Source organism: Mycobacterium sp. SMC-11, from assembly GCF_046250095.1.
Taxonomy (GTDB): domain Bacteria; phylum Actinomycetota; class Actinomycetes; order Mycobacteriales; family Mycobacteriaceae; genus Mycobacterium; species Mycobacterium heraklionense_A.
On the sequence record NZ_CP176430.1, the window covers coordinates 4148608 to 4166643 of the forward strand.

17 protein-coding genes are annotated in these 18036 nt (G+C 66.2%); 5 read left to right on the plus strand and 12 right to left on the minus strand.

What is annotated here, in order from left to right:
* Positions 1-4 precede the first annotated feature (4 nt).
* The 9 genes from ACKY0X_RS19715 to ACKY0X_RS19755 all read right to left on the minus strand — a co-directional run bounded on the left by ACKY0X_RS19715 (position 5) and on the right by ACKY0X_RS19755 (position 8846).
* The gene (locus ACKY0X_RS19715; RefSeq protein WP_409427377.1) at positions 5-1192 is read right to left on the minus strand and encodes an MCE family protein; all 1188 of its coding nucleotides are present in this window, start codon (positions 1190-1192) and stop codon (positions 5-7) included.
* A complete protein-coding gene (locus tag ACKY0X_RS19720; RefSeq protein WP_409427378.1) occupies positions 1189-2523 on the minus strand; it encodes an MCE family protein in 1335 nt (444 codons plus the stop codon). Before ACKY0X_RS19720 ends, ACKY0X_RS19715 begins: the two co-directional genes overlap by 4 nt.
* Complete coding sequence (locus ACKY0X_RS19725; RefSeq protein WP_409429708.1) at positions 2520-3578, minus strand: MCE family protein; 1059 nt, start codon at positions 3576-3578, stop codon at positions 2520-2522. The genes ACKY0X_RS19720 and ACKY0X_RS19725 overlap by 4 nt, the downstream gene beginning before the upstream one ends.
* Positions 3565-4602, minus strand: a complete 1038-nt coding sequence (locus ACKY0X_RS19730) for an MCE family protein (RefSeq protein WP_409427379.1) — start codon at positions 4600-4602, stop codon at positions 3565-3567. The genes ACKY0X_RS19725 and ACKY0X_RS19730 overlap by 14 nt, the downstream gene beginning before the upstream one ends.
* Positions 4602-5774 (minus strand): MCE family protein, encoded by a 1173-nt coding sequence (locus ACKY0X_RS19735; protein WP_065042409.1) that lies wholly within the window; start codon positions 5772-5774, stop codon positions 4602-4604. Before ACKY0X_RS19735 ends, ACKY0X_RS19730 begins: the two co-directional genes overlap by 1 nt.
* A 40-nt stretch (positions 5775-5814) precedes the next feature.
* The gene (locus ACKY0X_RS19740; protein ID WP_065042408.1) at positions 5815-6657 is read right to left on the minus strand and encodes an MlaE family ABC transporter permease; all 843 of its coding nucleotides are present in this window, start codon (positions 6655-6657) and stop codon (positions 5815-5817) included.
* Entirely contained in the window at positions 6654-7418 is a 765-nt protein-coding gene (locus ACKY0X_RS19745) for an ABC transporter permease (protein ID WP_046286802.1), read from the minus strand. Before ACKY0X_RS19745 ends, ACKY0X_RS19740 begins: the two co-directional genes overlap by 4 nt.
* Positions 7419-7659: 241 nt before the next feature.
* Complete coding sequence (locus ACKY0X_RS19750; RefSeq protein ID WP_065042407.1) at positions 7660-8571, minus strand: 3-oxoacyl-ACP reductase; 912 nt, start codon at positions 8569-8571, stop codon at positions 7660-7662.
* Positions 8572-8651: 80 nt separating this feature from the next.
* Positions 8652-8846, minus strand: coding sequence for a ferredoxin (locus ACKY0X_RS19755; protein ID WP_024442226.1), 195 nt, complete (start codon positions 8844-8846; stop codon positions 8652-8654).
* Positions 8847-9039: 193 nt separating this feature from the next.
* Here ACKY0X_RS19755 and ACKY0X_RS19760 point away from each other — a divergent pair, with 193 nt between their 5' ends.
* A complete protein-coding gene (locus ACKY0X_RS19760) occupies positions 9040-10218 on the plus strand; it encodes an acyl-CoA dehydrogenase (RefSeq protein ID WP_065042406.1) in 1179 nt (392 codons plus the stop codon).
* 33 nt (positions 10219-10251) lie between these two features.
* Positions 10252-11349: an acyl-CoA dehydrogenase family protein gene (locus ACKY0X_RS19765; protein WP_065042405.1), complete on the plus strand. Its 1098-nt coding sequence runs from the start codon at positions 10252-10254 to the stop codon at positions 11347-11349.
* 65 nt (positions 11350-11414) lie between these two features.
* Here the strand turns inward: ACKY0X_RS19765 and ACKY0X_RS19770 are convergent, their stop codons facing one another.
* Positions 11415-11879, minus strand: a complete 465-nt coding sequence (locus ACKY0X_RS19770) for a nuclear transport factor 2 family protein (RefSeq protein WP_065042433.1) — start codon at positions 11877-11879, stop codon at positions 11415-11417.
* 74 nt (positions 11880-11953) lie between these two features.
* Between ACKY0X_RS19770 and fadD17 the strand changes: the two genes are divergently transcribed.
* On the plus strand, positions 11954-13471 hold the full coding sequence (gene fadD17, locus ACKY0X_RS19775) for a long-chain-fatty-acid--CoA ligase FadD17 (RefSeq protein ID WP_409427380.1): 1518 nt from the start codon (positions 11954-11956) through the stop codon (positions 13469-13471).
* A gap of 26 nt (positions 13472-13497) precedes the next feature.
* Here fadD17 and ACKY0X_RS19780 read toward each other — a convergent pair whose 3' ends face one another.
* Positions 13498-13998 (minus strand): RICIN domain-containing protein, encoded by a 501-nt coding sequence (locus tag ACKY0X_RS19780; RefSeq protein ID WP_409427381.1) that lies wholly within the window; start codon positions 13996-13998, stop codon positions 13498-13500.
* 238 nt (positions 13999-14236) lie between these two features.
* On the opposite strand from ACKY0X_RS19780, the gene ACKY0X_RS19785 reads away from it, so the two are divergent.
* Both ACKY0X_RS19785 and ACKY0X_RS19790 read left to right on the plus strand, forming a co-directional pair.
* Positions 14237-14968 (plus strand): hypothetical protein, encoded by a 732-nt coding sequence (locus ACKY0X_RS19785; RefSeq protein ID WP_409429709.1) that lies wholly within the window; start codon positions 14237-14239, stop codon positions 14966-14968.
* A gap of 43 nt (positions 14969-15011) precedes the next feature.
* Complete coding sequence (locus ACKY0X_RS19790; protein ID WP_065042403.1) at positions 15012-16565, plus strand: succinic semialdehyde dehydrogenase; 1554 nt, start codon at positions 15012-15014, stop codon at positions 16563-16565.
* 3 nt (positions 16566-16568) lie between these two features.
* Here ACKY0X_RS19790 and ACKY0X_RS19795 read toward each other — a convergent pair whose 3' ends face one another.
* Entirely contained in the window at positions 16569-17984 is a 1416-nt protein-coding gene (locus tag ACKY0X_RS19795) for a WS/DGAT/MGAT family O-acyltransferase (protein WP_065042402.1), read from the minus strand.
* Between the last annotated feature and the right edge of the window lie 52 nt (positions 17985-18036).

Consider the following 18036-nt stretch of genomic DNA (forward strand, 5'->3'; position numbering starts at 1 on the left):
CGGGTCATTCCTCATAGTGGGGAGCCGTGCCGGGTGGGATCTTGAACGGGTCGGCAGCCTGACCGGACAGGTTCGCCATTTCACCGATCAAGAAGTCGGGTGGGTTGAGGACGTCGTGCATGTGCGGCATGTTCGGGTCGAAAGCACCTGTGGTGAACACCGTCTCACCGAACCGTCGCAGCGTCATGTCGAAGGTGACATAGACGTTGAGGAAGTCGCCGCGCACCGCGTTGCGCAGATACATCGACGGGAACGGGAAGGTCGGAATGAACGGGAACGCGGTCACCAACTCGTTGGCGTTGTCGGCGAACGCCTTGATGATCGGGTACAGGTCCTTGATGTCGGCCGCGAAGTCTTCCTTGGTCTCGCTCATGATCCGCGAACCGACGACGGCCAACCGCTGCAGCGCACCGAAAGCGTCGACGATGTTGCTGCGGTTGTCATTGAGCACCTGCAGCGCCGCCGGCATGGTGTCCAGCGCCCGCGACAGGCTGGGAGCGCTACGGGCAAGGGTCGCCCCGACTCGGTTCAGGCCCTCGGCGGCCGCGACGATGTCGCGTGCCTGGCGGTCCAGCGAGGCGGTGAGTTCGGCCAGTCGCGGCACCAGCTCGGCAAAGGTGCCGGCGCGGCCGGCGACCGCGGCGTAGGCCTCTTCGGTGATGTCTTGAACCGCACCGAGATTGCCCTGGTTGACCACCACACCCAACGACGACAGCACCTCTTCGGTGCTGGGGTAGCGCCCGGTCCGGCTGAGCGGAATCTCATCACCTCGGGCGAGGGTGCCGACCGGTGGTTGGTCGGTCGGCTCGGCAAGCTCGATGTGCTGAGAGCCCAGCAGCGAGGTCTGCGCGACCTTCGCGACGGCATTGGCCGGCAGATGCACGTTGCCGTCCAACGACAGCTTGACCGCGGCGTAGAAGGTGCCGTCGGGCTGCTGCACGGCCCGAATGCCCGAGACACTGCCGACGGTGACGTCATCGACCATCACCGGCGAGTTCTGCGGCAGTGTGGTGACGTCGGGCAGTTGCACCGTGATGCTGTAGGAGCCGCGGCCATGCCCTGCGGTTCCCGGCATGTTCAGCGAGTTCAGCCCGCCGAACTGACAGCCGGACAACATCAACGCCCCCGCGCCGAGCACCGCACCGCGGCGGCCGACCCGGTGCAGCGCGCCTCCAAGAGACTTCACGCTCATCCGCCCTCCCGGGGTGCGCCGGCACCAGGCTGGGCCGGTCCGGTCGGGCCGGGTGCCTTGCCCAGCTGCCCCGGCGCCGGCGGCGGCAGGAACAGCGCGGCGACGTCTTCGGTGTTCGGCGGCGTGACACCGGGAGCCGGCAGCCACTTCAGGTAGGGCACCGGCGTCTCCGACTTCGCCTCGGTGGCCGGGGTGTCGTAGATGATCTGCCCCTTGTAGGCGGTGATCGAGTTGATCGGGTGGAACAACAACGGGATGAAGTTCATCGCCCATCGGCGCATGACCGGCCCCATCCGCTCCTTGCAGATCTCCGCCCTCTTGAAGTTGTCTGGCACCGATCCGATGTCGAAGACGCCGCCGCAGATGAACTGCACCGGGTTGGCGAAGTCGGGCAGCGAGAGCAGGCCGGCGAGCGAACCCTGGGCCGGGTTGTAGATGTTGTAGAAGTTCACCAAGCCGTGCGGGGTGATGTGCAGCACCTGCTCGAAGTTGTCGCTCTGTTCCGACAACATACCGGTGAAATCCGCGAGCTTGTTGACCTGGGCGATCAACGCGTCGTTGTTGTTGTGCAAGAAGCCCCGTACATCGCGCAATGCCTGGCTCAGCGTTCCCAGCGTGGCATCCAGGTCGACCGAGCTCTCGGCCAGCACTGCCGACACCGCCGCGACATGGTCGGTGAACTGCACGATCTGCTCGTTGCTGCCGGAGAGCGCATCCACCAGGACCTGCAGGTTCTTGACGGTGCCGAAAAGGTCGGTGCGCGAGTCACCGAGGCGTCCGGTAGTCGCCGACAGTTCCCGCAGTGCATTGCGGAACGAGTCGCCGTTGCCGTCGAAGGTGTCGGCGGCCTGGTTGACGAAGGCGCTCAGCGCGCCGTTGAGCTTGCCCTGCTCGGGTGCCAACTGGGCGCTGAGCTGGGTCAGCTCCTGCTTGACCTCGTCCCATTCGACCGGGACTGCGGTGCGGTCTTCGCCCAGCACCGCTCCGTCGGCCAGCTTGTCACCTTCGGTGTAGGCCGGGGCCAGCTGAATGACACGCGCGGAGACGATATTCGGTGCCATCAGCACCGCATGCACATCGGCCGGCAGCGGCACGTCCTTGCTCACCGACATGGTGATCTTGACGTTCTCGGCACGCGGTTCGATGGATTCGATGCGGCCGACCGGGACCCCGACCACCCGGACGTCGTCGCCCGGGTAAAGGCCCACCGCCGAAGCGAAGTAACCGGTGATGCGGTAGCTGCGCTGCGCTGGCAGCACCACGTAGGCCGCGGCGGCCAGCAGTACGGCCAATGCCCCGGCGAGGACGATGCGTGTAGTTCGGCGCGTCATGGTGACTTCGGCTTAATGATCGTGCGCTCGGAGATCATCCCGCGCAGGTAGTCGGCCAGGCTGTCGGGAAGCTTGCCGGGCTGGAAGTACACGTCGAGCAGCACCTCCGACATGGTGGGCGGCGGCAGGCCGTACAGGTTGATCTGGAACCCAGGTCCCGAGGCCACCACCTCGCCGAGCGTGGTGGCGTATCCCGGCAGCCGTTCCAAGGCACCGGCGATCCGGTCCTTGCGCTCGATCACGTTGTCCAGCACCAGGTTCAGCTTCTTCAACGTCGGACCGATCTCTTTTTCGTTATCGGTCACGACTCCGGAAAGCTGTTGCGACACATCCTCGATGCCACCGATCAGCGCGCCGAGCGCCTGCCGGCGCTCATCCAGCGCAGCGAAGAGCTGGTTTCCGTCGAGCACCAGCTTGTTCACCTGGGCGGCACGCTGATTAAGCACACCGGTGACGACCTGGGCGTGCGATAGCAACTGGCCCAACGCCTCGTCGCGGCGGTTGAGGCTGCGCGACAGGGCGGACACCCCATCCAGCGCTCCGCGCAACTGCGGAGTGGCCTCACGCATGGAGTCGGTGAGCACCTGCAGTGCTTCCTCGAATCGCGGCTTGTCTAGATCGCGGACGTTGCCGCCGAGATCCTGCAGCGCATTGTTGAGCGTGTACGGGGCCCGCGTGCGCTCGAGCGGAATCGAGGTCACCGAACCGGCACCGGCGGGCGTGATCGACAGGGCCTTCTCACCCAGCACAGTGTCGGTGCGAATGGCGGCCAGCGACTGGTCGCCCACCCGCACCTTGCGGTCGACGGTGAAGTCCACCTTCGCGCTCGCCCCAGCCAGCGCCACCGATTTGACCTTGCCCACCCGGATGCCGGAGACCGTCACGTCGTTACCGGGGATGATGCCGCCGGCGTCGGCGAAGTAGGCGTGGTAGTTCTTGCCCTGCGGCCAGAACGGCAGGCTGGTGTATCCGAAGGACACCAAAACCAGGCAGGCCACAAGTGCGATGCCCAGCAGACCCGTGCGAACCGGGTTTACGCCGTCAATTTTTGACAGGAGAGCACCTCCCCTTGCTCGTGTCGTTCTGGCCACCCATGGGCAAGGTGATGTCGCTGCCGGCGGGGCCGTTGAACTTCAAGGCGACAGTGCAGTAGTTGATGTTGAAGAATGAGCCATAGGCGCCCAACGCATTCAGCCGCAGGTAGTTCTCTTCCAGCGGGTCGATGACGTCGTTCAGCTCCTGCTTGCGCTTGTCCAGCACGGTGGCCAGCGGTCGCGCGTTCTCGATCACGCCCTGCAGCGGTCGGCGGGTACGTCGCAGCGTGTCGGTGAGGTCGTTCTCGACCGAGGCCAGCGGGCCGATCGCGCCGGCGATCGCATCCTTGCCCTGGGCCAGCCCGCTGATCAGCTGCTGCAGCCGATCGACGGTGGCATCGAACTGTTCGCTCTTCTCGTCAACCGTGGTCAGCACCGTGTTCAGGTTGTTGATCACGTCGCCGATCAGCTGGTCGCGGGAAGCCAACGTGGTGGTGAATGAACTAGTACTGGCCAGCATCTGCGACAGTGCACCGCCCTGGCCCTGCAGCAGCTCGATGAGAGCGTTGCTGATCTCGTTGATCTTTCCGCCGTCCAAGCCCTTGAGCAGCGGGCGCATCCCGCCCAGCAGCGCGTCCAGGTCCAGCGCCGGCTGAGTGTGATCGCGGGCAATGGTAGCGCCCGGGGGCAGCTTGTGCAGGTCGCCGGCGCCCGAGGCGATCTCGAGATACCGGTCGCCGACCAGGTTTTCGTACCGGATGAGCGCACGAGTCGAGTCGTAGATCTGGTAGCGCTTGTCGACGTCGAAGGTGACCTTGACGGTGTTCTCCGGCGTCAGCTCAACGCGCTTCACGGTGCCGACCGGGATGCCGGCGATCCGCACGTCCTGTCCGCTCTTGAGCCGAGAGGCGGTGGAGAAATCCGCGTGGTAGGTGTGGTTCGAGGCGAATCGGAACTCACCGAACACCACCACCAGACCAGCGGACACCAACAGCATGGCGACGGCGAAGATCGTGACCTTGACCAGGGTGCTGCGCGGACTCATCAGTATTCATCCCGTTCCGCGAAAGCGCCGTTGAAGAGGAACTGCACGGTGGAGGGCGCGTCGAACTGGACCTCGGTGTTGGGCTGGAATGGGATGTAGGCGCTGTCGGTCACCAGGAACGGTGAGCGGAACCAGGAGCCGCCGTACTGCTTGCTGGGGATGTCCGGCAAGCCGCGGCAGTTCGGTCCACCGGTCGCGTTGGCCACCGGCAGGCTCTCCGGGTAGGTGTAGGCCGGTGCGCCGGGGATGAAGCTGGACTGAACGTACAGGGCCGGCTTGGTGCCGCCCAGCGACGGCCCGAAGCGCTCCAGGGCCTTTTGGATTCCCTTGAACAGGCAGCCGAACTCGGGCGAGTACTCGGCCAGCAGGCTGCCCATGGCGCGGAAGCGCTGGACACCGGCGATGAAGTCGTCAGCGGCCGGGGAGAAGGTGTCGTAGCCGTTGTTGGCCAGCCCCGTCGTCGCCAGCAACGCCTTGTTCAGGTTCTCCCGCTGATCGACCAGGGTCTTACTGATTGCCGGAACGTTGTCGAACGTGGTCGCCAGGTCCGGTGCGGCATCGCCGTAGATGTTGCCGACGATCGCTGTCTTGGCGAAGCCCGACTGCAACTGGGGCAGTTTCGGATTGAACTTGCCGAGATAGCTGTTCAGCCCGGACAGCAGCGCGCCCAGGTTGTCGCCGTTGCCGCGCAGACCCTCGGCCAGCGCGCTCACTGATCCGTTGAGCTGTACCGGGTCAAGTTTGTCCAACAGATCCGTCAGCTTTTGGAACAGCGTGTTGACCTCCAGCTGCACGTCGGAGGCCTGAACGTTCGCGCCGTTGCGCAGCGTCGCACCCGACGGCGCCGGCGGCGGAATGAACTCCACCGACTTGGCTCCGAAGATGGTGTTGCCGGCGATGTGCACCGCCGCATTCGACGGGATCTGGCGCATCGCGGAGCTGTCGATGGCCAGGAATAGTTTGGCCTGGTCACCGGAGTACTTGATCGACTTGACCTTGCCGACCTGGATGCCGCGGTATTTGACCTTGGCGTCCTGTTCCATCACCAGGCCGGCGCGCGGCGAGGTGACGGTGACCTTTTCGGTGGAACTGAAGACCGACACGTAGGACAGGTAGGTAAACACAGTGGCGGCAGCCAGGATCGCACCGAGGATTGCCGCAGCAATCCTCACCTGGGTACGCCTCGATCCCGTTTGCACGTGTATTCCCTTGCTAGCCCGAGAGGTTGAAGTTACCGGACCCGCCGTAGACGGCGAGTGAGACGAACAGAGTGATCACGACCACCACGACCAGTGAGGTCCGCACGGCTTGGCCCACCGCGATGCCCACCCCGACGGGACCGCCGGCGGCGTTGAAGCCGTAGTTGGTGTGCACCAGCATCACCGCGACCGACATGATGATCGCCTGCAAGAAGGACCACAGCAGATCGGTGGGGATCAAGAACGTGTCGAAGTAGTGGTCGTAGAGACCCGGGGACTGCGAGTTGATGAACACCGTGGTGGACCGAGCGGCGAAGAACGCGGCCAGCACTGACAGTGAATACAGCGGGATGATCGCGATCAGGCCGGCCACCAGCCGGGTGGACACCAAATACGACACCGCATGGACGGCCATCGATTCGACGGCGTCGATCTCCTCGGCCACGCGCATGGCGCCGAGCTGGGCGGTGGTTCCGGCTCCGATCGTGGCTGCCAGGGCGATCCCGGCAACCACCGGTGCCACGATTCGCACATTGAGGAACGCGGACAGGAAGCCGGTCAACGCCTCGATGCCGATGTTGCCCAACGAGGAGAAACCCTGGACCGCGATCACGCCACCGGAGGCCAGCGTGAGGAAGGTGGCCACCCCGACCGTGCCACCGATGATGGCCAAAGCGCCGGTTCCCATGGTGATCTCGGCGATCAGCCGGATGGTCTCCTTGCGGTACCGGGTCAGCGCGTTAGGGACGTACCGGATCGATTCGGCGTAGAACAGTGCCTGCTCGCCGAAGTTGTCGACGGCCTTAGGCACCCCGCGGAACAGCCGCCGGAAGCGCAACGTGGCGTCGTAACTCATTTGACCAGCACCCGGACGCTGATGGCGGTCATGACGACGTTGATGACGAACAAACAAATAAAGGCGTAGACGACGGTCTCGTTGACCGCGTTGCCCACGCCCTGGGGGCCGCCCTTGGCGGTCAGCCCGCGATAACAGCCGATCAGACCGGCCGCCGTACCGAACAGCAACGCCTTGATCTCAGCCATCACCAGCTCGCCGAGCCCGGTAAGCACGGTGAGTCCGTTGATGAAGGCACCGGGGTTCACGCCCTGTAGAAAGACTGAGAACACATAGCCGCCGACCAGGCCGATCGCACACACCAGGCCGTTGAGCAGCAAGGCGACGAACGTCGACGCCAGGGCGCGGGGCACCACCAGTCGTTGGATCGGGTCGATGCCGAGCACTCGCATCGCGTCGATCTCTTCGCGGATGGTTCGGGCACCGAGGTCCGCGCAGATGGCGGTCGCGCCTGCGCCGGCGACCACGAGCACGGTCACCACCGGGCCCAGCTGGGTGATGGTGCCGAACGCGGTTCCTGCGCCGGACAGGTCGGCAGCACCGATTTCGCGCAACAGGATATTGAGGGTGAACGCCACCAGCACGGTGAACGGGATCGCGACCAGCACCGTCGGCAGCAACGACACCCGGGCGATCATCCAGGTCTGGTCGAGGAATTCGCGGTACTGGAACGGCCGGCGGAACATGGCCCGGAACGTCTCCAGGGACATCTCTACGAAACCGCCCACGGCCCGAGCCGGAACCGTGAGTTGTTCGATCAAGACGCGTCCTTCCCTCAGGGCGGGCTTGCAGGGGCATCGGTGGTCGCAAAACTGTATCCGGCAACCTCGCGCGAACGGCGTCATTCGTGCAATTCAGACGCCGCCCCACGTGAGCCGGATCATATTAACTAGAACACGTTCTCAGTGTCAAAGGACACGTTTCAGCGAGATTCCTGAGATATCCGCCCTGGTCACAACCCATTGTGACCTACGCCTCGCTGTAACGCGTTCTAATTTTGTTCTAATCGCCGGACATCAGTTCGGACGCGGAGAAAGTCCGGGCCGGGTCCCGGCCGGCGAAGTAATTCGCCAGCGTGTCCGACAGCCCGGCCGGGTCCCAAGCCTGCCCATCGGCGCTGAACTTACGTTCCACCGTCGGCGCGGCCATCAGGGTTACCTCAGGTCCGTAGACCACGAAAACCTGACCACTGACCGCAGCCGAGGCCGGGGATGCCAGGAACCGGACCAACGTCACCACGTGCTCGGGCGACAGCGGGTCGATCTCGCCTTCGCCTACCTTGGCCTCACCGAACACATCGGCGGTCATCGCGGTACGGGCCCGCGGGCAGATCGCGTTGGCAGACACGCCGTAGCGGCTCAGCGCCCGGCTGGCCGACAACGTCAGCGCGGTGATGCCCGCCTTGGCCGCTCCATAGTTGGCCTGTCCGACCGGTCCCATCAGGCCGGCCTCCGAAGAGGTGTTGATGATGCGGCCGTAAACCGTGCCCGTTTCGGCGTCCTTAGCCTTCTGCCGCCAGTACGCCGCCGCATTGCGGGTCAACAGGAAATGTCCACGGAGGTGGACTGCGATCACGGCGTCGAAGTCGTCGTCGGACATGTTGAACAACATCCGGTCGCGGGTGATCCCGGCGTTGTTGACGACGATGTTCAGCCCGCCCAGGCCGTCGGCGGTGCTGACGAGCTCGTCGGCGGTGGACCGCTGACTGATGTCGCCGGCCACGGCCACACCCTTACCGCCGGCCGCGGCGATCTCGTCGATGACGTCGGAGGACTCCAGCGCCGGCGCGATGTCGTTGACGACCACCGTCGCCCCGGAGCGGGCCAACCCGATCGCCTCTGCTCGGCCCAGGCCGGCGGCCGCGCCGGTCACCACTGCGACCTTGCCGGTCAGGTCGATCGTGTTGTCAGTCATTTACGCCGCTCCTTACGCGTCACCGGCGTACTCGTCGTCACCGGCGGTTATGAATACCTCTAGTCGTTGCCCGTGGGAGGCTAGTCGTCGACGCGGCGCAGCGCGGCCCGCGGGCACTCGGCGATGGCCTGCTCGGCGTGGGCTTCCCGGTCGGCCGGGACGGGGGCGAGCTTGACCTCTGCCTGCTCGTCATCGTTCAGATCGAACAGGTCGGGGTCGATTCCGACGCAAATCGCGTTGCCCTCGCAACGATCCAGATCTACCTCAACTCGCATGACATTCTCCTGTAAAAGCCCTGCGCCGACCGAGCGTTTCCGGCCGTCGTCGTCCACTAGTGTCACCATACGATCCGACAGCTTCCCCACACGAGCCGCTAGGGCCGTTGGACCCCGGGACTAGAACGTGTTACAACGGGCTGTCGAACCAGAATCTTATCGTGACACCGATCACCAGCGAAGGACTCCCCCGATGCAGATCAGCTACACGCCGGCCCAAGAAGAGCTGCGCAGCGAACTGAGGTCCTACTTCACCACGCTGATGACGCCGGAGCGTCGCGAGGCCCTCAGCTCGACCCAGGGCGAGTACGGCACCGGCAACGTTTACCGGGAGACCGTGGCCCAGATGGGGCAGGACGGTTGGCTGACCTTGAGCTGGCCGAAGGAGTACGGCGGCCAGGCGCGTTCGCCGATGGAACAGCTGATCTTCACCGACGAGGCCGCGATCGCCGGCGCCCCGGTGCCGTTCCTGACCATCAACAGCGTCGCGCCGACGATCATGGCGTTCGGCACCGAAGAGCAGAAGAAGTTCTTCCTGCCCAAGATCGCCGCCGGCGAGCTGCACTTCGCGATCGGCTACTCGGAGCCGGGCGCCGGCACCGACCTGGCCTCGCTGCGTACCACCGCGGTGCGTGACGGCGACGACTACGTGATCAACGGCCAGAAGATGTGGACGTCACTGATCGCCTACGCCGACTACGTGTGGCTGGCGGCCCGGACCAACCCGGAGGCCAAGAAGCACCGCGGGATCTCGATGCTGATCGTGCCGACCACCGCCGAGGGCTTCTCCTGGACCCCGGTCCACACCATGGCCGGTCCGGACACCAGTGCTACCTACTACCAAGATGTGCGGGTGCCGGTGACCAACCTGGTCGGCGAGGAGCACGCGGGCTGGAAGCTGGTGACCAACCAGCTCAACCACGAGCGCGTTGCCCTGGTCTCGGCGCAGCCGATCTTCCTGGCGCTCGAAGAGGTCCGCGAGTGGGCACAGAACACCAAAGACGCCCACGGCAACCGCATCATCGACTCGCAGTGGGTGCAGCTCAACCTGGCCCGGGTGCTGGCCAAGGCCGAAGTGCTCAAGCTGATCAACTGGGAGCTGGCCTCCGCGGACAAGGCCGCCCCGTCGCCGGCGGACGCCTCGGCGGCGAAGGTGTTCGGCACCGAGCTGGCCACCGAGGCCTACCGGCTGCTGATGGAGGTGCTCGGCACCGCCGCCACGGTGCGCCAGGACTCCCCCGGCGCGCTGCTGCGCGGTCGGGTGGAGCGGATGCACCGGGCCTGCCTGATCCTGACCTTCGGCGGCGGCACCAACGAGGTGCAGCGCGACATCATCGGCATGGTCGCGCTGGGCCTGCCCCGGAACCGCTGACCCACATACCCAAGACTTTGGAGGCAAGTACTCATGGACTTCACCACTACCGAAGCATCTGACGACCTTTCGGGTCTGGTCGGCACCATCGTGGACGCGGTGTGCACGCCGGAGCGCCAGCGTGAGCTCGACGCGTTGGAGCAGCGCTTCGATACCGAGCTGTGGCGCAAGCTGATCGACGCCGACGTCGTGTCCAGCGCGGCGAGCGAGTCGCTGGGCGGCGGCGGGTTCGGCGTGCTGGAGCAGACGGCGATTCTGACCGCACTCGGCCGTCAGCTGGCCGCGGTGCCCTACCTGGAGTCGGTGGTACTGGCCGCCGAGACGCTGGCCAAGTTCGGCTCGGCCGAGCTGCAGCAGGCCTGGGGTGCCCCGGCCGCGGCCGGCGAGAAGATCCTCACCATCGCCCTCGACGGCGAGATGGGCGAAGGCCCGGTTCGGGCGGCCGCCGCTGGTGAAGGCTTCCGTCTCACCGGTACTCGTACCCAGGTCGGTTTCGCTTCGGTCGCCGACGCGTTCCTGGTGGCTGCCGAAACCGATTCGGGCGCAGCGGTGTTCCTGATCGCGGCTTCCGACCCCGGCGTGACGGTGACCTCGCTGGCCACCACCGGACGGGGCAGCGTGGGCCACCTGGAGCTCTCCGGGGTCGAGGTGGAGGCCGGCCGACTGGTCGGTGGCGCCGACGTGCTCGACCACCTGGTCAGCGTGGCGGCCCTGGGCCGCAGCGCCTACCAGCTGGGGGTGCTGGAGCGCGGACTGGCCATGACCGCCGAATACGCCCGCGAGCGTGAGCAGTTCGACAAGCCGATCGGCAGCTTCCAGGCGGTGTCGCAGCGGCTGGCCGACGGCTACATCGACGTCAAGGGCCTGCGTCTGACGCTGACCCAGGCGGCGTGGCGGGTCAGTGAAGGTCTGCCGGCGACCACCCAGGTGGCCACCGCCGCATTCTGGGCGGCCGAGGCCGGCCACCGGGTGGCGCACAGCATCGTTCACATCCACGGCGGAGTCGGTATCGACATCGACCACCCGATCCACCGCTACTTCCTGGCCGCCAAGCAGACCGAGTTCGCACTTGGCGGCGCTACCGGACAGTTGCTGGCGATCGGCCGCGAACTGGCCGAAACGCCGGCGTAGCGGCGATCGCAGCGCGACGAAGTCACGCGCCGCGGGTCGCCGCCATGGCGGTTAAGCCGGACCGCTCAGCGGTTCAGCGCATCCCCGAACGTCACCTTGAACCCGGGCAGGTCCGTCAGGGCCACGGTCGCGTCATACGTCCGGTCATATCCGGTGTGGCTGAGCTTCCAGCCGTCGGCGGTACGGCGGTAGGTGTCGTGATAGAAACCTGCCCCGATCAGCATCAGGTTGACGTCGGGAACGATCACCCGGTCCTGCAGGTACCAGATGCCGGTGGCGGTGTCCGGGCCGGTGAGAGTGATCTCGGGATGGTTGACCCGGTGCTCAGTGATGACGTTGCCGGGAAGCGAGTTCCGCATGAACTCCACCAGCGAGTCACGGTCGGCGAACGTGTGGTTGGTGCCCATCGACTGGCCGTAGGCCGCGGTGACGTCCTCGGCCAGAGTGGCTGCGAAGTCGTCCCAGTGCTTGGTGTCCAATGCCCGCAAGTAGCGGTACTTGACCTGCTTGATCTCGTCGATGTCAGCAATATTTTTCAGGGCCGCTATGGCGTCGAAAGCCTGCGAATCAGTCACCGCTCTATTGCATCACTAATCTGATCACCATGTCAGCACCCGCCCAGATCGACCAACAGTCCACCGTCACAGCACTGCTGGCGCAGGTCGCCGAGGTGGACGACCGTGGTGTCTTCTACGAGGACACCTTCGTCAGCTGGCGAGACCACATCGCCGCGGGCGCCCGGCTCGGTGCCGCACTGCGGGCCCGCCTCGATCCGGACAAACCACCACATGTCGGTGTGCTGCTGGGAAATACGCCGTTCTTCTCCACGATGCTGGTGGCGGCGGCCCTGACCGGCATCGTCCCGGTGGGCTTGAACCCCACCCGCCGGGGCGCGGCCCTGGAGCGGGACGTGGCTCACGCGGACTGCCAGCTGGTACTGGCCGACAACACCGCCGACGTCACGGTTCCCGGCACGATCGATGTCGAATCACCCTCGTGGCTATCGGAATTGGCCGGGTATGACGACACACCGGTGAGCTTCCGGGAGGCCGACCCGGACGAGCTGTTCATGCTTATCTTCACCTCGGGCACCAGTGGTGACCCGAAAGCGGTGCGCTGCACGCAGTGGAAGGCGGCGTTCCCCGGGGTGATGCTCTCGCAACGATTCGGGCTGGGGACCTCCGACGTCTGCTACCTGTCGATGCCACTGTTTCACTCCAACGCGGTGATGGCGGGCTGGTCGGTGGCGGTGGCCGCCGGTGCGTCAGTCGCATTGCGCCGCAAGTTCTCCGCCTCCGGGTTCATTTCCGACGTGCGCCGCTTCGGCGCCACCTACGCCAATTACGTGGGCAAACCGCTGTCGTACGTGCTGGCCACCCCGGAGCGGCCCGACGACGCCGACAACCCGCTGCGACTTCTTTACGGCAATGAGGGCGCACCCCGCGATCTGGAGCGGTTCGCGGCTCGGTTCGGCTGCACCGTGATCGACGCCTTCGGCTCCACCGAGGGCGGGGTGGCGATCGGGCGCACCCCGGACACCCCGGCCGGCGCGCTGGGGCCGCTCATCGACGGGAACACCATCATCGACGTCGAGACCGGCGAAGAGTGCCCGCCCGGGGTGGTCGGCGAGTTGGTGAATGCCAGTGGGCGCGGCCAATTTCGCGGCTACTACCGCGATCCCGAGGCCGAGGCGCAGCGAATGGCCGGCGGGATCTACCACTCCGGCGACCTGGCCTACCGTGACGAGGCCGGCTACGCCTACTTCGCCGGCCGGCTGGGCGACTGGATGCGGGTGGACGGCGAGAACCTGGGTACCGCACCGATCGAGCGGATCCTGCTGCGCCACAACGCCGTCGCCCAGGTCGCGGTGTATCCCATCCCGGACCCCGCGGTAGGTGATCAGGTGATGGCCGCGCTGGTTTTGGCCCGCGGCGCGTCTTTCGACGCCGACGACTTCCGCGCGTTTCTGGCCGAGCAGCCCGACCTGGGCCCCAAGCAGTGGCCGTCGTATGTGCGGGTGGCCGAAGAATTGCCGCGCACCGAGACCTTCAAGGTGCTCAAGCGGGTGTTGTCCGCCGAGGCCACCGAGTGCGCCGATCCGGTGTACCGGATCTCCCGTTAGCAGGGGCTACTGCTACACCGTTCGTTTCACGAGATGACATCCCAGCCTTGGCTCGGATCGCCGTTGCAGTAGCGGGAGGACACCCACGTCCCTGGTGCCGGACCGCCCAGGACAGTGAGGCAGTACCAGCCGGTGTCATTTTTGACCTGGCCGTCGGGGTCGATATTCCAGTTCTGGGGCCACATTCCGGCACACGGCCCTAGGTGCGCGAACATACTTTCGTCCGCCGGGTTTGCGGTCGCATTGGCCGCCGGATTAATCAGGCATCCGCCGGGGAAGGCCACGTTCTGCAACTGCCTGCCATTGAGGTACCAGCCCTGGGAGTCCGAACCATCGCAGGGGTTGATCACCACCGCGGCGAAATAGTTCGCGCTCGGGGCGTCCAGACAGAAATCGCCTAGCCGGCTGCCCAACCGGACCGGGCCGTCGGCGGCCGCCGGACCGACGAATCCGACCGCGACGCACAGCGCCGTACCGAGCACGGCAAGGACCCGGCCGACACCGCGCAGCACGCGCAACCGATGCATTGTTCGCTCCATCCTTTCGGCCCCGTCCACCCCCCGTCACCCCAGGTGATCAGCAACTCCTACCACCATGGCCGCCCTCGATGAGCCGCAAATGACGAATTGCCCACTCGGGTTGCGGCGGGACGCGCGGTGTGGCCACCACGGTTTCGAACCCCCGGCGCGCAATACTGAATCAATGCCTGCTGCCCGCCGCATGCTCGTCGCAGTCCTGGCCGCCGCTTTGGCCTTACCTCTGGCCCTGGTCTCCCCCGCCTCCGCAGAATCCCTGCAGGCCAGCTTCGCGCAGCTGGCCAACACCATCCCCGCCAACATCGGCATCGCCTACGCCCCGGCCGGCCAGAACGGAGCGGGCACGCTGGGCAGCTTGCAGACCGGAGTGGCGTGGTCGTCGATCAAGGTTCCCCTGGCTATCGCGGCGATCCACGCCAACGTCGCCAACGCCAAAGACCTGGCGGCGCGTGCCGTTACCGCGTCCGACAATGACGCCGCCGAGAAGCTGTGGTCGGAATTGGGGCCCGCACCCCAGGCAGCCCAGCAGGTGCAGGCCGTCCTGCGGGCGGGCGGTGACGCCGGTACCGCGGTGGAATCCCGACGGCTGCGGCCCGAATTCAGCGCATTCGGTCAGACCCAGTGGCCGCTGGCCCGACAGGCCGTGTTCGCCGCCCACCTGCCCTGTATGGCAGTTGCCTCACCCGTTGTCAGCCTGATGCGCAACACGGTCCCCGACCAGCGCTGGGGGCTGGCAAGCCTCAACGTCCCCAGCAAGGCGGGGTGGGGTCCTGGTCGGGGCGGGGGCTATCTGGTGCGCCAGTTCGGCGTGGTGCATGCGCCGGCCGGCGACCTCGGGGTGGCGCTGGCCGCCGAACCCAAGGACGGCAGCTTCGAATCCGGGATTGCGGCGCTCAACCAGATGACCCAGTGGCTCAGTGCCCATGCCGCCGAGCTACCGGGTGGCCGCTGCGCGGGGTAGTTTGGCGGCTAACCACGTGTTACCCGCGAGTAGGAGATCACCCATGCCCGCCCCATCCGCCGCAGATTTCGACCGGCTGCGTCAATGTGTCGCCATCACCGACATGGAGAGCCGCGCGGTCCGAACGATCGACGAGGTCTTCACCGGTAAGCCGCTGACCACCATCCCGGTCGGCAACGCCGAGGACGTGACGGCGGCATTCGCCAAGGCCCGCGCGGCGCAGCGCACCTGGGCGGCGCGCGGCGTCAAGGAGCGCAGCGCGATCATCGAGCGCTACCGCGATCTGGTGATCGCCAAGCGGGACTTCCTGATGGACGTCTGCCAGGCCGAGACCGGCAAGGCGCGGTCGGCGGCCCAGGAGGAGATCCTCGACATCATGCTCAACGCGCGCTACTACGCGCGCCAGGCCACCAAGTTGCTGGCCTCCAAGCGAGTGCCCGGCCTGCTGCCCGGCATCGTCAAGACCGTGATCAACCACCACCCCAAGGGCGTGGTGGGCGTGATCGCGCCGTGGAACTACCCGATGACGCTATCGATCTCCGACGCCATCCCCGCACTGCTGGCCGGCAACGCAGTGGTGGTCAAGCCGGACAGTCAGACCCCGTACTGCACGCTGGCCCACGCCGAACTGCTGTATCAGGCCGGCCTGCCGCGCGACTTGTTCGCGGTGGTGCCCGGCCCGGGTTCGGTGGTCGGCACCGCGATCGTGCAGCAATGCGACTACCTGATGTTCACCGGCTCCAGCGCCACCGGCCGCACCCTGGCCGAGCAGTGCGGCTCCCGGCTGATCGGCTTCTCCGCCGAACTGGGCGGCAAGAACCCGATGATCATCACCAAGGGCGCCAACCTGTCCGAAGTCGCCAAGGCCGCCACCCGCGCCTGCTTCTCCAACGCCGGGCAGTTGTGCATCTCGATCGAGCGGATCTACGTCGAGCGCGACGTCGCCGACGAGTTCGCCGCGAAGTTCGCCGAGCAGGTGCGCGCCATGAAGCTGGCCAGCAGCTACGACTTCACCGCCGACATGGGCAGCTTGATCTCCGAAGACCAGATCAAGACGGTCTCCAACCACGTCGACGACGCGAAGGCCAAGGGCGCCAAGGTTATCGCCGGCGGAAATGCCCGCCCGGACATCGGTCCGCTGTTCTACGAGCCCACGGTGCTGACCGACGTCACCGACGAGATGGAGTGCGGGCGCAACGAGACGTTCGGCCCGGTCGTCTCCATCTACCCCGTCGACAGCGTCGAAGAGGCGATCACGAAGGCCAACGACACCGAATACGGGCTGAATGCCAGCGTGTGGGCCGCGAGCAAGGCCCAAGGTGAGGCGATCGCCGCGCGCATCAAGTCCGGCACCGTCAACGTCGACGAAGGCTACGCGCTGGCCTTCGGCAGCACCGCCGCGCCGATGGGCGGCATGAAGGCCTCCGGGGTGGGTCGTCGCCACGGCGCCGATGGCATCCTGAAGTACACCGAGTCGCAGACGGTCTCCACCGCCCGGGTGCTGAACCTGGACCCGCCGCTGGGGATCTCGGCTCCGGTGTGGCAGAAGCTGCTGACCCCGATGATCCGCGCGGTGCAGGCGCTACCGGGCCGGTAGCGCTCAACGCCGGCCGGTGCGGTTCTTCCCCCGATCGATATCGCGCTCCAACTCCGCCAACGCCGGCTCGATCGCATCGGCCATCTTGTGGATGTCCTCGGCAATCTCCGGCGTGGTCACGAAACCGAAGTCGAGGTGGTCGCGGTAGGAGAAGCAGGTGATGTTCAGCGCCACGTCCATGACCGGCGGGCCGAGCGGCACCAGTGACTCCAGTTCCGCCCCGGCCATATAGATCGGAATCGGCGGGCCCGGCACGTTGGAGACCACGAGGTTGATCGGGGCCAGCCGATTCGACAGCCCGGTCGCGGTGTAGGCACGGGCGGCCAGCTGCAGCAGCCCAGGCGGGGTGGTGTCCGTCAGTCCCATGATCTGGTGCGCCGACAACGCCTTGGCCATCTGCTTGGCACTCTGGGTGCTGGCGTGAATCGTCTTGAGCCGCTGGGCGGCTCCCTCGATGTCGGTCCCCATCGACACCGTCATCGAACTGACCTTGTTGCCGACCTCGCCCTGGCTCTCCTCGGTGCGGGTCGATACCGGGATCTGGGCGACGAGTGGCTTGTCCGGCAACTCCCCGCGCTCGCCCAGATACTGCCGAACTGCGCCGGCGACCATGGCGAGCACGACGTCATTGAGCTTCACCCCGTAGGCGTCCTTGACCGCCTTGATCCGGGCCAGCTCGACCCGGGCGGCGCTGATCCGCCGGTGCGGCGAGACGCTGGCGTTGAACCGGGTCACCGGGGCGTCAAAGTAGCGCGGTGGTTTGCGGGGAAGTCCCAGTCCCACGGTGGCAATCTGCTGACGAACGGTCTGCTGCAGCAGTCGGCCGATGCGGTACGGCGTCTTGACCGCGACGTTGACCAATTCCTCGACGACCCGGCGCTCGTAGCTGGGCATCGTGGAGCCATTCGAGGACCCGATCGTCTCCGGCAGTGGCGGCCGTGGCTCGGGCGTGATGTCCAGCATGATCTCGAACAGTCCTGCGCCCGAGACACCGTCGACGATCGCGTGATGCATCTTGGTCAGCGTCGCGACCCGGCCGCCGCTGACCCCTTCGATCACCCACATCTCCCACAGTGGGCGGGAGCGGTCCAGCTTGTAAGACATCAGCCGGCCCACGAGCTCCTCGACCTCGCGCCGCCCGCCGGGAGCGGGAACGCCGATGCGCCGCAGGTGGAAGTCGATGTCGAGATGCTCGTCTTCGACGAACCACGGTCGGTCCAGTCCCATTGGCGAAGGACTGACCCGCCAGCGCAGCTGCGGCAGTTGCGGTAATCGCTCGATCAGAAGCTGGCGAACCCGCTCAAAGCTGTAGTTCGGCGCATTGGTGGTGTCGCAGATCGCCAACCCACCGATGTGCATGTGCCAGCCCGCCGTTTCGGCAGACCAAAACGCCGCGTCGACGCCCGAAAGTCGCTGCATCGACAGAGACTAGCCCGGACACCGGTTCACCGGGAGCGGCTCACCGTCAAAA

What these genes read in the sequence shown, in the direction of transcription:
- ACKY0X_RS19780 (WP_409427381.1), bottom strand. Translation starts at nt 13,998, where the DNA reads ATGCATCGGTTGCGCGTGCTGCGCGGTGTCGGCCGGGTCCTTGCCGTG.
- ACKY0X_RS19765 (WP_065042405.1), top strand. Translation starts at nt 10,252, where the DNA reads ATGGACTTCACCACTACCGAAGCATCTGACGACCTTTCGGGTCTGGTC.
- ACKY0X_RS19760 (WP_065042406.1), top strand. Translation starts at nt 9,040, where the DNA reads ATGCAGATCAGCTACACGCCGGCCCAAGAAGAGCTGCGCAGCGAACTG.
- ACKY0X_RS19740 (WP_065042408.1), bottom strand. Translation starts at nt 6,657, where the DNA reads ATGAGTTACGACGCCACGTTGCGCTTCCGGCGGCTGTTCCGCGGGGTG.
- ACKY0X_RS19715 (WP_409427377.1), bottom strand. Translation starts at nt 1,192, where the DNA reads ATGAGCGTGAAGTCTCTTGGAGGCGCGCTGCACCGGGTCGGCCGCCGC.
- ACKY0X_RS19750 (WP_065042407.1), bottom strand. Translation starts at nt 8,571, where the DNA reads ATGACTGACAACACGATCGACCTGACCGGCAAGGTCGCAGTGGTGACC.
- ACKY0X_RS19730 (WP_409427379.1), bottom strand. Translation starts at nt 4,602, where the DNA reads ATGAGTCCGCGCAGCACCCTGGTCAAGGTCACGATCTTCGCCGTCGCC.
- ACKY0X_RS19720 (WP_409427378.1), bottom strand. Translation starts at nt 2,523, where the DNA reads ATGACGCGCCGAACTACACGCATCGTCCTCGCCGGGGCATTGGCCGTA.
- ACKY0X_RS19790 (WP_065042403.1), top strand. Translation starts at nt 15,012, where the DNA reads ATGCCCGCCCCATCCGCCGCAGATTTCGACCGGCTGCGTCAATGTGTC.
- ACKY0X_RS19755 (WP_024442226.1), bottom strand. Translation starts at nt 8,846, where the DNA reads ATGCGAGTTGAGGTAGATCTGGATCGTTGCGAGGGCAACGCGATTTGC.
- fadD17 (WP_409427380.1), top strand. Translation starts at nt 11,954, where the DNA reads ATGTCAGCACCCGCCCAGATCGACCAACAGTCCACCGTCACAGCACTG.
- ACKY0X_RS19795 (WP_065042402.1), bottom strand. Translation starts at nt 17,984, where the DNA reads ATGCAGCGACTTTCGGGCGTCGACGCGGCGTTTTGGTCTGCCGAAACG.